General features: G+C 63.0%; 14 protein-coding genes. 5 read left to right on the top strand and 9 right to left on the bottom strand.

The annotated features are described in order from the left end of the window. Positions 1–371: 371 nt before the first annotated feature. The gene (locus OO306_RS26715; protein ID WP_027595332.1) at positions 372–851 is read right to left on the bottom strand and encodes a MarR family winged helix-turn-helix transcriptional regulator; all 480 of its coding nucleotides are present in this window, start codon (positions 849–851) and stop codon (positions 372–374) included. 174 nt (positions 852–1,025) lie between these two features. Between OO306_RS26715 and OO306_RS26710 the strand changes: the two genes are divergently transcribed. Together OO306_RS26710 and OO306_RS26705 are read left to right on the top strand one after the other, a co-directional pair. Further along, positions 1,026–2,150, top strand: a complete 1,125-nt coding sequence (locus OO306_RS26710; protein WP_099453750.1) for an amidase — start codon at positions 1,026–1,028, stop codon at positions 2,148–2,150. A 13-nt stretch (positions 2,151–2,163) separates the two neighbouring features. Continuing rightward, positions 2,164–2,676, top strand: a complete 513-nt coding sequence (locus OO306_RS26705; protein ID WP_265970293.1) for a nuclear transport factor 2 family protein — start codon at positions 2,164–2,166, stop codon at positions 2,674–2,676. Between the two features lie 41 nt (positions 2,677–2,717). Here the strand turns inward: OO306_RS26705 and OO306_RS26700 are convergent, their stop codons facing one another. The 8 genes from OO306_RS26700 to OO306_RS26665 form a co-directional block, all read right to left on the bottom strand. Then, positions 2,718–4,037 (bottom strand): alginate export family protein, encoded by a 1,320-nt coding sequence (locus OO306_RS26700; protein ID WP_238216797.1) that lies wholly within the window; start codon positions 4,035–4,037, stop codon positions 2,718–2,720. Positions 4,038–4,219: 182 nt separating this feature from the next. After that, entirely contained in the window at positions 4,220–4,618 is a 399-nt protein-coding gene (locus tag OO306_RS26695) for a cytochrome c family protein (RefSeq protein ID WP_027595336.1), read from the bottom strand. A gap of 118 nt (positions 4,619–4,736) precedes the next feature. Then, entirely contained in the window at positions 4,737–5,651 is a 915-nt protein-coding gene (gene feaR, locus OO306_RS26690; RefSeq protein ID WP_099429006.1) for a transcriptional regulator FeaR, read from the bottom strand. A 699-nt stretch (positions 5,652–6,350) separates the two neighbouring features. Further along, entirely contained in the window at positions 6,351–6,869 is a 519-nt protein-coding gene (locus OO306_RS26685; RefSeq protein WP_265970292.1) for a cytochrome C, read from the bottom strand. A gap of 4 nt (positions 6,870–6,873) precedes the next feature. After that, a complete protein-coding gene (locus OO306_RS26680) occupies positions 6,874–7,395 on the bottom strand; it encodes a methylamine dehydrogenase light chain (RefSeq protein ID WP_027595339.1) in 522 nt (173 codons plus the stop codon). A gap of 14 nt (positions 7,396–7,409) precedes the next feature. Continuing rightward, on the bottom strand, positions 7,410–8,057 hold the full coding sequence (gene mauD, locus OO306_RS26675; RefSeq protein WP_265970291.1) for a methylamine dehydrogenase accessory protein MauD: 648 nt from the start codon (positions 8,055–8,057) through the stop codon (positions 7,410–7,412). A gap of 3 nt (positions 8,058–8,060) precedes the next feature. Then, positions 8,061–8,597 (bottom strand): MauE/DoxX family redox-associated membrane protein, encoded by a 537-nt coding sequence (locus OO306_RS26670; RefSeq protein ID WP_099429009.1) that lies wholly within the window; start codon positions 8,595–8,597, stop codon positions 8,061–8,063. 15 nt (positions 8,598–8,612) lie between these two features. Further along, a complete protein-coding gene (locus OO306_RS26665; RefSeq protein WP_238216791.1) occupies positions 8,613–9,764 on the bottom strand; it encodes an amine dehydrogenase large subunit in 1,152 nt (383 codons plus the stop codon). Positions 9,765–9,965: 201 nt separating this feature from the next. Between OO306_RS26665 and OO306_RS26660 the strand changes: the two genes are divergently transcribed. The 3 genes from OO306_RS26660 to OO306_RS26650 all read left to right on the top strand — a co-directional run bounded on the left by OO306_RS26660 (position 9,966) and on the right by OO306_RS26650 (position 13,958). After that, entirely contained in the window at positions 9,966–11,453 is a 1,488-nt protein-coding gene (locus OO306_RS26660; RefSeq protein WP_238216789.1) for an aldehyde dehydrogenase family protein, read from the top strand. Between the two features lie 165 nt (positions 11,454–11,618). After that, positions 11,619–11,771: a hypothetical protein gene (locus OO306_RS26655; protein ID WP_265970290.1), complete on the top strand. Its 153-nt coding sequence runs from the start codon at positions 11,619–11,621 to the stop codon at positions 11,769–11,771. Positions 11,772–11,858: 87 nt separating this feature from the next. Further along, on the top strand, positions 11,859–13,958 hold the full coding sequence (locus tag OO306_RS26650; protein WP_027595344.1) for a bifunctional diguanylate cyclase/phosphodiesterase: 2,100 nt from the start codon (positions 11,859–11,861) through the stop codon (positions 13,956–13,958). Positions 13,959–14,056: the final 98 nt, after the last annotated feature.

The following is a 14,056-nucleotide window of genomic DNA, read 5'->3' as shown; positions in this document are numbered from 1 at the left end:
TTTGCACTGGCCTCTTCGCAGCACAAGGCTGCTCCTACAGCTGCGAAGAGGCCGGTGAAAGTACCGGCGATGTGTGCCGTTTGCACTGGCCTCTTCGCAGCACAAGGCTGCTCCTACAGCTGCGAAGAGGCCGGTGAAAGTACCGGCGATGTGTGCCGTTTGCACTGGCCTCTTCGCAGCACAAGGCTGCTCCTACAGCTGCGAAGAGGCCGGTGAAAGTACCGGCGATGTGTGCCGTTTGCACTGGCCTCTTCGCAGCACAAGGCTGCTCCTACAGCTGCGAAGTGGCCGGTGAAAGTACCGGCGATGTGTGCCGTTTGCACTGGCCTCTTCGCAGCACAAGGCTGCTCCTACAGGAAGGGAATTGGGCGTTAAGGGGTTTCGAGGTTATGGAACACCACTTCCAGCATCCGGTTCAGGCGCTGCACCTGCGCTTCGGTCAGCCCCTTGAAACTGCGCTGGAACAGTTCGCGCGTCACGTCCTGCATGCGCTCGATGTTCTGCAGGCCGACTTCGGTGATCCGCACCTGGGTCACGCGCCCATCCTCCGGGCTTGGCGCGGTATCGACCAGGCCGTCGTCCTTCATGCGGTAGACGATCTTGGTGATGGTCGACAGCTTGGCGATGGCGTGGGTGGAGATCTCGGAAATGCTCGATTCACCGTTCTCGTTGAGGATCCACAGCACGCGCCAGCGCGGCACGTCGAGGTCGATCTTCTTGAGCAGACGTTCCATGTTCTGGGTGTAGCGGCCATGCACGCGCGCCAGCCAGTAGAAGGGGAAATCTTCCTTGCGAAATTCATCGCTGGCCGGGTCGTGGTGGCTGTGGCCTGTGTTTTTCGAGTTGCTCATCGATTCACTACTTGTGCGGAAATAGTCGCGACATCATAGACGTTTCCGCGCATTTGGCTACCGTAAAGCGGGCGCATAATACTGGAATGTTCAGTTGACATTTCAAGTAATCGGCACGCATTTTATCGGCTGGGCCCAGGCCCGGCATCCATTCTTGAAGAGGGCTGCACAACAATGACAATCATAGTAGAAACCCTTGATCTGGGCGGCACCGGCCCCCGGGTCGTGGTCAAGGACACCATCGATGTCGCCGGTACCGCGACCCGCGCCAGCAGCCAGGCGTTAGAGGATGCGCCGCTGGCCGAGCGGCATGCCGACGTGGTCAGCCAGTTGCTGGCGGCCGGTGCCCGGCTGACCGGCAAGGTTAGCCTGCACGAACTGGCGTTCGGCACGACCGGCATCAACCGCTATACCGGCACGGCCGCCAACCCGCGCTTTCCGGGGCGCATACCCGGTGGCTCGTCCAGCGGCTCGGCTGCTGCGGTGGCCGCTGGCCTGGCGGATTTCAGCCTGGGCACCGACACCGGTGGCTCGGTGCGTGTCCCGGCCTGTTGCTGTGGCGTGTTCGGCCTCAAGCCGACGTTTGGCCGGGTAAGCCGTAAAGGCGTGATGCCGGCCCGCACCAGCCTCGACTGCGTTGGCCCGTTCGCCGCGAGCCTGCCGATGCTGGTACGCGCCATGAGCATGATCGACCCCAGTTTCGTCCCCGCCCAGGTACCGGCCAGGGCGCGCATCGGCGTATTGCGGGTGACCGCCGAGGCCGCCATCCACAAAGTGGTGCACGGGGCCCTGAGCGCCAGTGGCTTGCCGTTGGGCAATGTCGAACTCAAACACTTTGGCGCCGCCTATGACGCCGGCATGGTCGTGATCAACCGCGAGACGTTCGAAGGCTGTGGCCACCTTCTGCAAACCGGCAAGGTCGGCAGCGATATCGCCGGGCGCCTGGCGGCAGCGGGGCAGACCACTGACACGGCGCTGGCCGAGGCAGAGGAGGTGCGTCGACGCTTTACTGAAGAAGTCGACCAGGCCCTGGCCAACTTCGATGTCCTGGCCCTGCCGACCATGCCGGACTTCCCACTGCGCCTGGAGGACGCCGCCGATACCCGCGCGGTGCTGGGCATGACCTCGCTGGTGCGGCCGTTCAACCTGTCGGGGCACCCGGCATTGAGCATTCCGCTGGGCAGCGAGGCCGGTTTGCCGGTTGGCCTGCAACTGGTGGCGGCCAAAGGCGCCGACGAGAAATTGCTGGCAGTGGCCGAGCGCTTGCTGCTGAACCTGTACGCCGGCAACGATCATTGAGGCCACGATTGCGATGACCGATATCCTCGAACTCCAGGCCCGCCTGCGCAGCTTTGAACACCAGCAGGCCATCCGCGTCTGCATCAACCGCTACATGGCATTGTGCGACCAACTGGACGCGCAATCCCCGCTCGATGAACTGGCGCAGCTGTTTTGCCGTGACGCGGTGTGGGAGGGCAAGGGCGCCAAGTACGCCGAGAGCTTTGGCGGCTACCGCGGGCGCGAAGCGATCCGGGCGATGTTCGCCACCTACATGAAGACCCCGGCGCATTTCGCCTTGAATGTGCACTTTCTGACCAGTGAGGTTATCGAGGTGGTCGGTGAGGAAGGAGTGGGGCGCTGGGTGATGTTGCAGACCAGTACCTTTGCCGACGGCGCCTCGCACCTCAATGCTGCCCGGCTGACCGTGCGCTTTGCGCTGGAAGAGGGCCAGTGGCGCATGGCGCATTTCCAGACCGAGAACCTGTTCAGCCGGCCAGTGACGGCGTGGAACAGCGACGCGCCGTTGCCGGTGCCAGAGCGGTAGTCACGGATGCTGGGGCTGCAAAGCAGCCCCAGATCTTCAGCTCAGAAGGTACTGACGAACACCACCTGGCCATACAGGTTGTCGTGGTTGTTGCCCAACTGCGTCCCCCCTTGCTCCACGCTACGATCCGGCTGATACAACCCCACCAGCGGCACGATCATCAGGTGATCATTGAGGGTCCACTCGGCATAGATATCCAGTTCGCGTCCGTCCACATTGCCCAGGCTGCGATCGATGGTGTCGAAATGGAACCCCATCACGCCAAGGTTCAACGTCGGCGTCGGGCTGACCGTCAGGCCGACCTTCTGCACCCGCGCATTGCTGTTGAACGGCCCGGCATAGTTACCGGCCACCTCACCCTGGAACCAGGTACCCAACCCGCGCCCGAGCCCATAGAACAGCGTGTCGTACTGCTCGGAAAAGCGGCTGTAGCGGTAGCTCAGGTTCGGTTGCCAGGGCAGGTCGGCGAAGGTCCAGCCGGCTTCCAGGTACCAGGCGTCTTCGGTGGCGGTATGGGGCTTGTCCTGTTTGGCGTATTCCCCGGACAGAAACAGGTTTTCTACCCCGGCATTGCCCTGGCCACGCAGGCTGTAAGTCTTCATGCCATCGCGTTCCAGTTGCAGTGGGGAGGCGTACTGCTCGTCGACATGGGTAGTGCCGATATAGGTCAGGCCGACGGTGCCGGCGTCCGCCACGTGCTCAAGGGTGGCCACGTGCAGTTCGGTGTTGGCCTGGGCGCGGTTGTCTGACTGCAGCCACATCAGGTCGCCGCGCCAACCACTGCTGCCGCCCAGGCGCAGCACGGCGGTCTTGTCGAAGCTCTTGCGGGCGGCGAGGTAGTACGCACCGCCCCGGTTGAACTGACCATCGGCAAGGCCATGGCCGACGTTCAGCGAGTCACCCTGAAGCAGAAACCCATCGCCCACGGCGACCATCTGCTTGCCGAATGACAGGTCGATACCGTCCTCGCCCAGGATCGGCACCAGGTTGCCGGACTTCCAGCCCACGTAGGCATCCTCGATCTTGCTGGTGCGTTCGCTGCCATCGCTGAAGCCGGCAGCATCACCGTCGCCCCAGGTCGCTGAGCTGAGCATGGCGAAGGCGCCATACAGCGAACCGACGCTGCCCAGGGCCTGGTCGGCGCTCAAGCCATACTTGATATAGCCTTCCCGCCACGAGGTGGAGCCGGGTTGGTCGCGGGCGATGGCGTAGCTGCGTTCGCTGTGGAATGCACCGAACACGGCTTCCACATTGGCGTTCAGATGGCGTTCGGCATCGCTGTACAGCTCGTGCGCGGACGCACTCAGCGAAGCCCCGGCCAGGAGTGCGGCCAAGGTTAGGCGGAACGGGCGGTGGTGCATGGTCTGGCTTCCTTTGTCATGGTTTTGGCAGAAGTTCCGAAGACGTGCCAATGATCATGAAGCAAGCCCAGCCCTGGGCTTTTGCCCTGGCTGCCAGTTGACTTTGGCGGTGTGCCAAGCTGATGGGGCGGGCGTTAAAAACGCAGAAGGCCCCATTGCGGGGCCTTCGTGGGCAAACGTGGTTACTTGAGGCCGGCGAGGAAACACGTCACCGACTGGCGTTCGCCCGCGTCCGGCAACCCTGCATAAGGCATGTAGGTGCCGGGTACTGCCGCCTGTGGCTGGGCAATGAAGGCACCGATGCTTTGTGCCGTCCAGGCCGCCTGGCGGGTTTTCATGGCCTGAGAGTAATTGGCCCCTGGCACGGTACCGGGGGTACGGCCCACCACGTCGTGGAGGTTGGGGCCCATCATCACTGGGCCATCCTTTTGCGCCGAATGGCACGCGGCGCAGTCACGCGCGAACACCTGTTCGCCCTGTTGACGCTGCGGGGCTGCGCAGTCTTCGGCCAGGGCCAGCGGGCTGGCCAGCGCGGCGAGCAGGAAGGGCATTACGAACTTGCTGGATACGACGGTCGACATCACGCACGGTTCCTGGGTAGGGCAGCGCGGGGCTGCTTCTTGTTGGTGTTCTGCTTGATTGTGTGCGAGTACAGGCGGGCGGGTTTTGTTGTGCCTGCCAGGGTGTTTGCTGGGCTTGTCAGTTGGCGTGACGCTTGCGGTACTCGCCTGGGGTCATGCCAAACCGGCCTTTGAATGCGGTGCTGAAGTAACTCGAATCGGAAAACCCCCAGGCATACCCCAGCGACGACACCTTCTGATCCATCGACGGGTTGCGCAGGCTTTCGGCGCAGAAGTCGAGGCGGCGGTTGCGGATGTACTGGGCGATGACCAGGTCGTGTTTGGCGAAGATGCGGTACAGGCTGCGCATGGAGATGCCGACTTCGCGGGCAATGAACTCAGGTGTCAGGCTTTCGCAGGTGATGCGCTGGTCAATCAGTGCCAGGGCCTTGCGGAACATGCGCTCGTGGCTGCCGGGCACCGAGTCCTGGGTGATGGCGGGGCGCAGCAAGGCGATCAGCGCCTCCAGTACGGCCTGGCTTTCGTTGTTGGCCATGTGCTGGGTGCGGCCGGCTTCGAGCATCATCTGGCGGGCCATGCTGGCCAATGGGGTTTGCGCTTCGATGCGTTTGGCGCAGGCCACGCTAACGCCGCGGGTGCCGCTTTCGACCTGAGTGCGCGGCAAAATCAGCGACAACTGGCGCGAGCGCTGGTGGAAGTGCATGTCCAGCGGGGCACTGGCGTCGATCAGGGTCAGGTCGCCGGGCCGCAGCTCTATGCGTGCATCCTGGTGCTCGATATGCGAGGTGCCGGCCATCTGCAGGACGGCATAGTAGTTGTCGGCACCGCTGGCGCGTATTTCCCGCGGGCCGCGGAACAGGTTGACGTGGGTCATGTCGACGATGCTCATGGAAATCTGGCCTACCTGGCACTTTTCGAGCTGGCCGACGAAGCCTGCGTCAAGCTTGCGGGCGTTGAAGTGGCCGCAGGCATCGTTGACCTGGCTGAGCCAGGCCTGGAAGTGATCGTCGGTAACACGGGTTGCTGGTGTCATGGGGGCCTCGCGCGGTAAGACGTGGAACGGTTCGCTTGGGCGAACTCTTGGAGGGGTGCCTTAAAGCATTACAATTCACTTGAATTTTCAAGCAAAAAACGGGCCTGAGAGGTGGGGGTAAAGCAGAGGGTATTGGCTAGTGCATTGTTTTAATTGAGATTAATTTTATTTTTGATGAGTGTGTTGGCAGTGGTAGTGGTGTGATTAGTGCGTTGGAATGCGCTGGGATGTAGCCAATTGATACAGGTTTGTTTCCAGATGTTGCACTTTGGCAGGTTGGGGGAGGGCGACGAGGTGCCTGCCTCAGGTTGTGAGGTGGGGCGTAGATCGAGCGCCGCCCGCGCGGCGCATCGCGAGCAACGCTCGCTCCTACGTTTGTTTCGGGCCAGTGAGTTCTGTGCCATTTGCGCGCGACCGCCTTGTTGGTCCAACGCAATATCGCGCCATGCACCAAAACGGTCGCGCGCGTTTGCCCCAGGAATAATTGGCCCGAAACAAACGTAGGAGCGAGCGTTGCTCGCGATGCGCCGCGCGGGCGGCGCTCGATCTCACAGGCGCCGAAAATCCAGCGACGAACACCCCCAACCGCAACCGCAACCGCAACCGCAACCGCAACCGCAACCGCAACCGCAACCCCAACCCGACAACCAAAAAAAAGCCCGCTGACAGGGCGGGCTGAAGGCACAACGCTTGCGTGATTCAGTGGCCAAGCCCATCGCTGATGGCAATGCCCTTGGCCTGCATCGCTTCGATCAACCCGGCGCGCACATGCGGCAGGTTGAGCATGCTGTTCTGACGTACTCGATGTACTTCCTCGCCGCTGTACGGCGGCCATTGCTCGGGTGAGCTGTTGCCGGCCATCCCATCCCGCGCCAGCAGCCAATTAAGCAAATCGGCAATCTGCTGATCATTAAGCGCCGACTGGGAAATCCCCGGCACCCGCACCAGAAACTCGCGCCCGCCCGGCACCCGCAGGAAGTTGCCGACAAACCCCTGCATGCGCGGCGTGTCGTTGGCCGCCGAGCCTTCGCCGTTGTCGCGGTGGCAGCCGGCGCATTGCAACAGATAATTCACCGGCACCGAGTAACCGGCCTGGGCAATCGGCACCGGTGGCACCTCGTTGCCCGGCGCCGGGCGCTGGTTGGGGTTGGGCAGGGTCCTGGCCTGGGCGACAGGCGCCAGCAGGCACAGGATCAACACCGCGGTCAGGGCCTTCACGGCGCTAGACCGCCACACCGCGGATGATGGTAACGGTGCAGTTGTAGATCTTCGACTCAGCCCCGAGGCACCAGTTGATGTCGTTGTTGTTGAACGGGCGATACAAGGGTTGTTCATCGTCGTTGCGCGAGCAGGCGCACTGGCCGCACGCGTGCTTACCGCAGCAGTCGTTGTACGAGATGATGTAGTTCTTGCCATCTGCCGGGTTGCGGCAGGTGCCGATCCAGGTCACCAGCGAGGCATCGGTGCCGGGCGGGCAGGAGGTAATCGAACCGCCGCAGCACGAGCACAGGAAACCGTCGATCGAGCAGTTGCGCCAGTAGTCACAGCTGGTCGGGTCGCCTGGGTCGCCCATTTTCGGCTGCTCGGCGGCCAGCGCCTTGGCGGTGCGGTCGATCGGCAGCAGCACCGGCAGGGCAGCGCCGGCGACGATCAGCGAGCCCAGGCGCGCCAGCACCTTGCGCCGTGAGGTGGTGTCGGCGACATGACGGCTGGAGCGTTCAAACAGTTTGTCGAGAAAACTCATGGTGTGCTCCGCGATCAGTGTTGCGCGCTGTGTGGGTGGGCATGGTCATGCTCATGGTCGTGAGCATGGCCCTGCGCGTGGTTGCTGTGCAGGTACTGCTGCAGGCTCGCGCTGCCCAGGTGCACGGTCTCGAACAGGCTGTCCAGGTGCTCGCGGGAGTTGACCAGGCCCTTGGCGCGCAGGGTGCCGGCCTGGTCGATCAACACGGCGTACGGCAGCTTGCCAATCTGGTAGGTCATGCCGATCTCGGGGCCGACCACGTAGGTGGCTTGCTGCAAGTCGTTGGCGTCGATCAGGGCCTGCTGTTCGGCAAAATCACCGTCGCTGACATAGATCACGTCCAGCTCGCCGCTGTTGTCCTTGGCGATCGACTTGATCGCCGGCAGCAGCGATTTGCACACCGGGCAGCCGGGCGCGAGGAAGAACAGCAGTTGCGAGCGTTCGCTGCGGTAGCCGATGTTTACCGGGCGGCCATGGCGGTCGGCGGCGGTGACCTGTGGGGCGGGGTCGTTGACCGTCACGCCTTTGTCTACCATCAGCGCACCGGCAGGCGCGATGCGGCCATGCAGCACGCCGATCTGGCGCACCAGGGCCATGACCGTGAACGCCACCGCGATCAGCAGCAGCCAGAGCAGAATGTTCGATGCGATAAGCAGTTGCATGGGTTATCTCCCAGTCAATTTGGCAAGACGCGGCTGGTTGGCCAGCAGGCCATCCACCGCCACATGAATCAGCAGCGCCACGGCACTGGCCGCAATCACTACGAAAATATCCAGGGCACCGAGTGCACGCTCGGCCATGGGCAGCGCCGCCAGGCCGGCCAACAGGGCGATCACCAGGTTGCGCAGCAACAGCACTGGGCGCAGTGGCTGGGCAGCGCCGGGGCCTGAACAGCCGCAATCGATGTCGCGGCGGCCACGCCACAGGTTGATGCCGATGGCGCTGGCATACAGCGCCATCAACAGCACCACCGCCAACGCCGCGCTGGCTCGCCCACCGGGTAGCAGCAAGGCCAGCGCCAGGGCCAGTTCGGCCAGTGCAAGGCTTGCCGTGGCTACCGGTGCCAGGGGTGCTGGCAGCAGTTGGTAGGCGCGCACGATGGCGCTGAACGCGCGCAGGTCACGTAGCTTGTGGCTGGCGGCACTGGCCAGCAGCGTCGCCAAAGCGGTACTGCTGGCAATCACGAGAACAGGGTCGAGCATGGTCGGGTCTCCTGTTTACCAAGGGGCCAAGGTGAGCACGGGCGTGTCGGCGATCTGGTCCATGGCACCGCTGTGCTTGCCGGTGGCCAGGTCGAAGAACTGCACGCCGCCTTCCAGGTCGGTGGCCACCAGGATGGGCGCCTTGTCATGGCTGGCCTGCAGGCTCCAGACTGGCTTGGGCGAGTCGAGCGTGCCGAGTTTCTTGCCCGTCTTCAGGTCGAACGCCCAGATGGTGGTGCTCGGGTCTTCCCATTTGCCATCGGTGTGCTGGTCATGCATCAGCGCATACAGCCGGTTCAGGCCTGGCGCCAAGGCCAGGGCTTGCCAGCCACCCGGCGCCCAGCCTTGCTTGCGTTCCTCGTCGCTGACCAGCGACCAGGTGGGCTGCGGCTTGGCCTTGCCCCCTTCGAAACTCACCGGGTACACCTCGCCATGGGTGGTGGTGAAATAGTAGGTGTCGCCGTTGGCGATGGCGCGCTCGTTGAGGCGGACCTTGTTTGGGTCGAAGAACGGCGTCTGGGTGCGTGAGACTTCCTTGCCGTCATCATCCAGTGTCACCACCAGCAGTTGGCCGTCACCGCACAGTGACGCGAAGCTGCGTTTGCCGACTGGGTAGTTGAGTACGCAGCCGCTGATGGCGACTTCGCTGGCGACCGTGTGCGTCTGAGTATTGACCACGGTCACCGATGTCGACGGCGTCAGGTTGAAGACATACGCCAGCTTGCTGTCGGCGCTGACACCCATCGCGTACTTCTCGGTAAGCGTGGAGGCGCGCTTGGCGGGCAGTACCACTTCCCATTGCGGGCGCAGGGTCTGGGTGTCCCAGGCCACCAGCACATCGGTGCGTTCGCCGTAGGTGCCACGCGAGTAGAACAGGTTGGCCGAGTACAGGGTGCGGTTGTCCGGGCTCAACGCTGTTGGGGCGACGAAGGCGTTGGTGGTCATGCCGAGCATGCGCTTGGCCTTGGGATCGACCACCACCACCTTGCCGGCTATGGGGTTCTTGAAGTCCACATCGAGGATGTAGACACGGTGGGGGTCCGGCGGGAACGGCAGGTTGTTCTGGCCGATCTCTTCGGCGGGCAGGTCGGCCCGCACCGCGCTTGTGCTCGCAGCCAGGGCCAAGGCCAGGGCTGCCGAGATGCTAAGCCTGTCTACGCGACGCATTGGCTATCTCCGATGTTGTTATGGGTTATGCAGATATCGCAGTGATCGCAGTGTGCCGCCTGGACCGGCGTGGTGATTTGGCCAGCGTGACATTCTCTTGAGGCTCCCTGACAAAACGCCAGTCGGGGCTGGCAGGCAAGTAGGCAGGGGCCTGAAGATCGGCCCGCACACACTTTTGCGCTGCCTTCCAGGAGTCATGTCATGAGCGATATCCAGCTGTTACCTGCCGTGGTCGAGTTCCTCGCCAGGCCCCATGGCCATTTCATCGATGGCCAATACCAGGCGGGTGAGGCGGGGCCGTCAGTCGATATCCACGACCCCTCCAGCGGTACAGTCATCAGCCGGGTTGCCGAGGCCAGCGAGGCGGAAGTAGCACGTGCGGTGCACAGTGCCCGGCAGGCCTTCAAGGGCAGTTGGGCTGAGGTTTCGCCCTATCAGAAAGGCGTAGTGCTCAACCGCTTGGCTGACCTGATCGAGGCCAATGCCGAAGAGCTGGCACAGCTCGAGACCCTGTGTTCCGGCAAGTCGATCAACCTCTCGCGGGGGTTGGAGATCGCTCAAAGTGTAGTCTTCCTGCGTTATTTCGCGGGTTGGGCGACCAAGATCACTGGGCAGACCATGACCCCGTCGCTGCCTTCATTCGGTGGCGAGTGCTACACCGCCTTTACCCTGCGCGAGCCGGTGGGCGTGGTCGCGGGGATTGTGCCGTGGAATTTCTCGGTGATGATCGGTATCTGGAAGATCGCCTCTGCCTTGGTAACCGGTTGCACCATCGTGATCAAACCCAGCGAATTCACGCCGCTGACGCTGCTGCGCATCGCCGAACTGGCGGTCGAGGCAGGGGTGCCGGCGGGGGCGTTCAACGTGGTCAATGGGCGCGGGCAGGCGGGCCAGCTGTTGATTGAGCACCCGCTCGTGGCCAAGGTCGCGTTCACAGGCTCGGTGCCGACCGGTATCGCCGTCGGCAAGGCCGCGATGGCGGCGAACCTGACCCGCGCCACGCTGGAGCTGGGGGGCAAGAACCCGGCAGCCTTGCTGGCCGATGTGGACGTGGACGGCGCCGTGGCAGGCATCCTGCAGACGGCCTTCGTGCACCAGGGGCAAGTGTGCGCATCGCCGGAGCGGGTGTATGTGCACCGCAGCAAGGTTCAGGAATTTACCCGCAAGCTGGGTGAAGCGCTGGGGCAGTTGAAGATTGGTTCGGCGCTGGACCCCGACGCCCAGTTCGGCCCTTTGGCCAATGCTGCGCACCTGCAGAAGATTCTCGGCTTCTTCGAGCGTGCCCGGGCCAGCAACACGGTGGTTTGTGGGGCAAAGGCGCTCGACCGGCCGGGCTACTTCGTCGAGCCTACGGTGGTGCTGGCCAATGACGCCAGTGACCCGTTGCTGCACGAGGAAACGTTCGGCCCGATCGTCTGTGTGCTGCCGTTCGACGATGAAGAGCAGCTGCTGGCGTTGATGAACGATAGCCCCTATGGCCTGACCGCCAGCCTGTGGACCAACGACCTGTCCAAGGCGCTGCGGCTGATCCCGCAGATCGAAGCGGGCACGGTGTGGGTCAACATGCACACCTTCCTCGACCCGGCGGTGCCGTTTGGTGGGTCGAAGGCATCGGGGGTAGGGCGTGAGTTTGGCAGTGCGTTCATCGAGGATTACACCGAGCTCAAATCGGTGATGATCAGGTACTGAGCAAAGCTAGCAATCGTTTAATCGTGTAGGAGCAGCCTTGTGCTGCGAAGAGGCCGGTGACACCAGCAAATGCTCACCGTGTTATCACCGGCCTCTTCGCAGCACAAGGCTGCTCCTACAACGCGGTGGCTCTAGAATGGTCGTTTTACCCGAGCCCGCAACGCCATGTTGCCCATCGAACTGCTGCCGACCACCGCTGATCAGGCCTCTCTGATCCGCAACTGGCTGCTGCGTTGCTATGCGCAAGACTCGCCCGCCTTCATTCGGCAAAGGACAGTGCAGCAAAATTTTGTGAACCACTTCACAAAATCCGAGTGACCGGCATAATGCCATCACCTCTGTACAAGACCCGGTCGCGCAGCGCCGGGGTCCTTTTCGTGCCCGTCGAAGGTTCAGGTTATTTTCATGTCGCTAGTCGCAAGCCCCGACATCATGTATCGGCTGTTGATCCAGAGTGTGGTGGACTATGCCATCTACCTGCTCACCCCCGAAGGCATTGTTGCCAACTGGAACCCCGGCGCCCAGCGGGCCAAGGGGTACCTTGCCGACGAGATCGTCGGCCAGCATTACTCGTTGTTCTACAGCGAGGCCGAACGGGCTGCCGGGCTGCCCGCGCACAACCTTGAACAGGCGCGTTGCACGGGGCGCTTCGAAGAGGTGGGTGTGCGGCTGCGCAAGGATGGCTCGGCCTTCCATGCGCATGTGGTGATCGACGCGGTGCATGACGATGACGGCCGCCTGGTGGGGTTCGCCAAGGTCACCCGCGACATCTCCGAACGCCACCAGCAGGAGCTGGAGCTGCTCAAAGCCAAGGAACTGGCCGAACAGTACAGCCAAGAGATGGCCAAGCTGTCGCAGTTTCTCGACTCGGTCATAGCCAACATCCCGGCCAGTGTCATGGTCCAGGACCTGGAGAGCCAGCGCATCCTGCTGGCCAACCAGCAGGCCGAACGCCTGTTTGGTGTGCCGGGTTCGAGCATGATCGGGCAACTGCCTGCCCAAAGCCTGGCGCCGGCTGCAGCCGATTACCTGGAGCAACAGCTCGCTCGCGGGGCACGCAGCACCAAGGGCTATGCCGCCGAAACCCGGGTCGACACCCAGTGCGGGCCACGCACCCTGCGCAGCCGTACGCTGCTCAGCCAGCACCGCGAGGGCCAGGCCGACTATGTGCTGTTCGTGGCCGAAGATGCCACTGAAGAGTTGGCGGCCCACGCGCAGATCCACCATATGGCGCACCACGATGCCCTCACCGGGCTGCCCAACCGCACGCTGTTCCATGAGCGTTTGCGCCAAGCCTTGGTGCGTGGTGATGAGAACGCCAAGCTGACCGCTGCCCTGTGCCTGGACCTGGACAATTTCAAGAACATCAACGATTCGTTAGGTCACGCGTTCGGCGACAAGCTGCTGCGTGAGCTAGGCAAGCGCTTGCGCCGCGAACTGCGCGAGCACGACACGTTGGCCCGCCTGGGCGGTGACGAGTTTGCCATCGTGCTCACGGGGCTGGATGGCCGTGATGCCGCGTGCAATACCGCGCAGCGCCTGATCAATGCCATTTGCCCGCCGTTTCAGATCGAGGGGCATCAGTTCACGGTGGGTGTGAGTATCGGCGTGGCGATCGCCCCGGACGACAATGACCAGGCCGAACAACTGCTGGGCTATGCCGACATGGCGTTGTACGAAGCCAAGCGCAATGGCCGCAACCGGTACGAGTGCTTCAATGTCGAGCTGGATGTCGCCGCCCGCCAACGCCGCCTGGTCGAAACCGACCTGCGTACGGCGCTGCACCTTGGTCAACTGCAGTTGCACTACCAGCCGGTGGTCGACCAGCAGACCAGCAGTGTGACGGGGTATGAGGCGTTGTTGCGCTGGGAGCACCCGACCCGCGGCATGGTCATGCCCATGGACTTCATCCCCATCGCCGAAGAGACCGGGCTGATTCACGAGCTCGGCATCCGCGCGCTGAACCTGGCGTGCCAGGAGGCGGCCAGCTGGGACAGCGAACAGACAGTGTCGGTCAACCTGTCCCCGGTGCAGTTCAAGAATGCCAACCTGGTCCACACCGTGGCTTTGGCCCTGGCAGATTCGGGCTTGCCGGCGCGGCGCCTGGAGCTGGAGATCACCGAGTCGGTGTTGTTGGGCAACAGTGAGGAGAACGTGCGCACCTTGCGGGCGCTGAAAGACCTGGGTGTGTCGATTTCGCTGGACGACTTCGGTACCGGGTATTCGTCGCTGGGGTATTTGCGTTCGTTCCCGTTCGACCGGATCAAGATCGACAAGTCGTTCGTGCATGACATGTGCGACAGCCGCGAAGCCATGTCGATCATCCGCGCCATTACCGACCTGTCCAACAGCCTGATGATCAAGACCACGGCCGAGGGTGTGGAGTCAGAAGAGCAGATGCGGCGCCTGGCGGCAGAGGGGTGCTCGCACTTCCAGGGCTACCTGTATGGGCGGCCTGTGCCGGCGAGTGAGCGGTTGAAGCAGGTGGCGTTGCTGTGGGGCTAGGTGATGCCCGGCGGCCCCGCGCGATCCCTGTAGGAGCAGCCTTGTGCTGCGAAGAGGCCGGTGATAGCACTAAAGATTCACTGTGTTATCACCGGCCT

Source organism: Pseudomonas sp. DCB_AW, assembly GCF_026240895.1.
Taxonomy (GTDB): Bacteria; Pseudomonadota; Gammaproteobacteria; order Pseudomonadales; family Pseudomonadaceae; genus Aquipseudomonas; species Aquipseudomonas kermanshahensis.
This window is presented reverse-complemented; position numbering and strand designations above follow the sequence as displayed.

Bases quoted from the DNA above. Each gene is read 5' to 3' on its own strand.
- OO306_RS26695 (WP_027595336.1), bottom strand. From the start codon at position 4,618: ATGTCGACCGTCGTATCCAGCAAGTTCGTAATGCCCTTCCTGCTCGCC.
- OO306_RS26715 (WP_027595332.1), bottom strand. From the start codon at position 851: ATGAGCAACTCGAAAAACACAGGCCACAGCCACCACGACCCGGCCAGC.
- OO306_RS26705 (WP_265970293.1), top strand. From the start codon at position 2,164: ATGACCGATATCCTCGAACTCCAGGCCCGCCTGCGCAGCTTTGAACAC.
- OO306_RS26660 (WP_238216789.1), top strand. From the start codon at position 9,966: ATGAGCGATATCCAGCTGTTACCTGCCGTGGTCGAGTTCCTCGCCAGG.
- OO306_RS26650 (WP_027595344.1), top strand. From the start codon at position 11,859: ATGTCGCTAGTCGCAAGCCCCGACATCATGTATCGGCTGTTGATCCAG.
- mauD (WP_265970291.1), bottom strand. From the start codon at position 8,057: ATGCAACTGCTTATCGCATCGAACATTCTGCTCTGGCTGCTGCTGATC.
- OO306_RS26665 (WP_238216791.1), bottom strand. From the start codon at position 9,764: ATGCGTCGCGTAGACAGGCTTAGCATCTCGGCAGCCCTGGCCTTGGCC.
- OO306_RS26670 (WP_099429009.1), bottom strand. From the start codon at position 8,597: ATGCTCGACCCTGTTCTCGTGATTGCCAGCAGTACCGCTTTGGCGACG.
- OO306_RS26710 (WP_099453750.1), top strand. From the start codon at position 1,026: ATGACAATCATAGTAGAAACCCTTGATCTGGGCGGCACCGGCCCCCGG.
- feaR (WP_099429006.1), bottom strand. From the start codon at position 5,651: ATGACACCAGCAACCCGTGTTACCGACGATCACTTCCAGGCCTGGCTC.
- OO306_RS26700 (WP_238216797.1), bottom strand. From the start codon at position 4,037: ATGCACCACCGCCCGTTCCGCCTAACCTTGGCCGCACTCCTGGCCGGG.
- OO306_RS26655 (WP_265970290.1), top strand. From the start codon at position 11,619: ATGTTGCCCATCGAACTGCTGCCGACCACCGCTGATCAGGCCTCTCTG.
- OO306_RS26680 (WP_027595339.1), bottom strand. From the start codon at position 7,395: ATGAGTTTTCTCGACAAACTGTTTGAACGCTCCAGCCGTCATGTCGCC.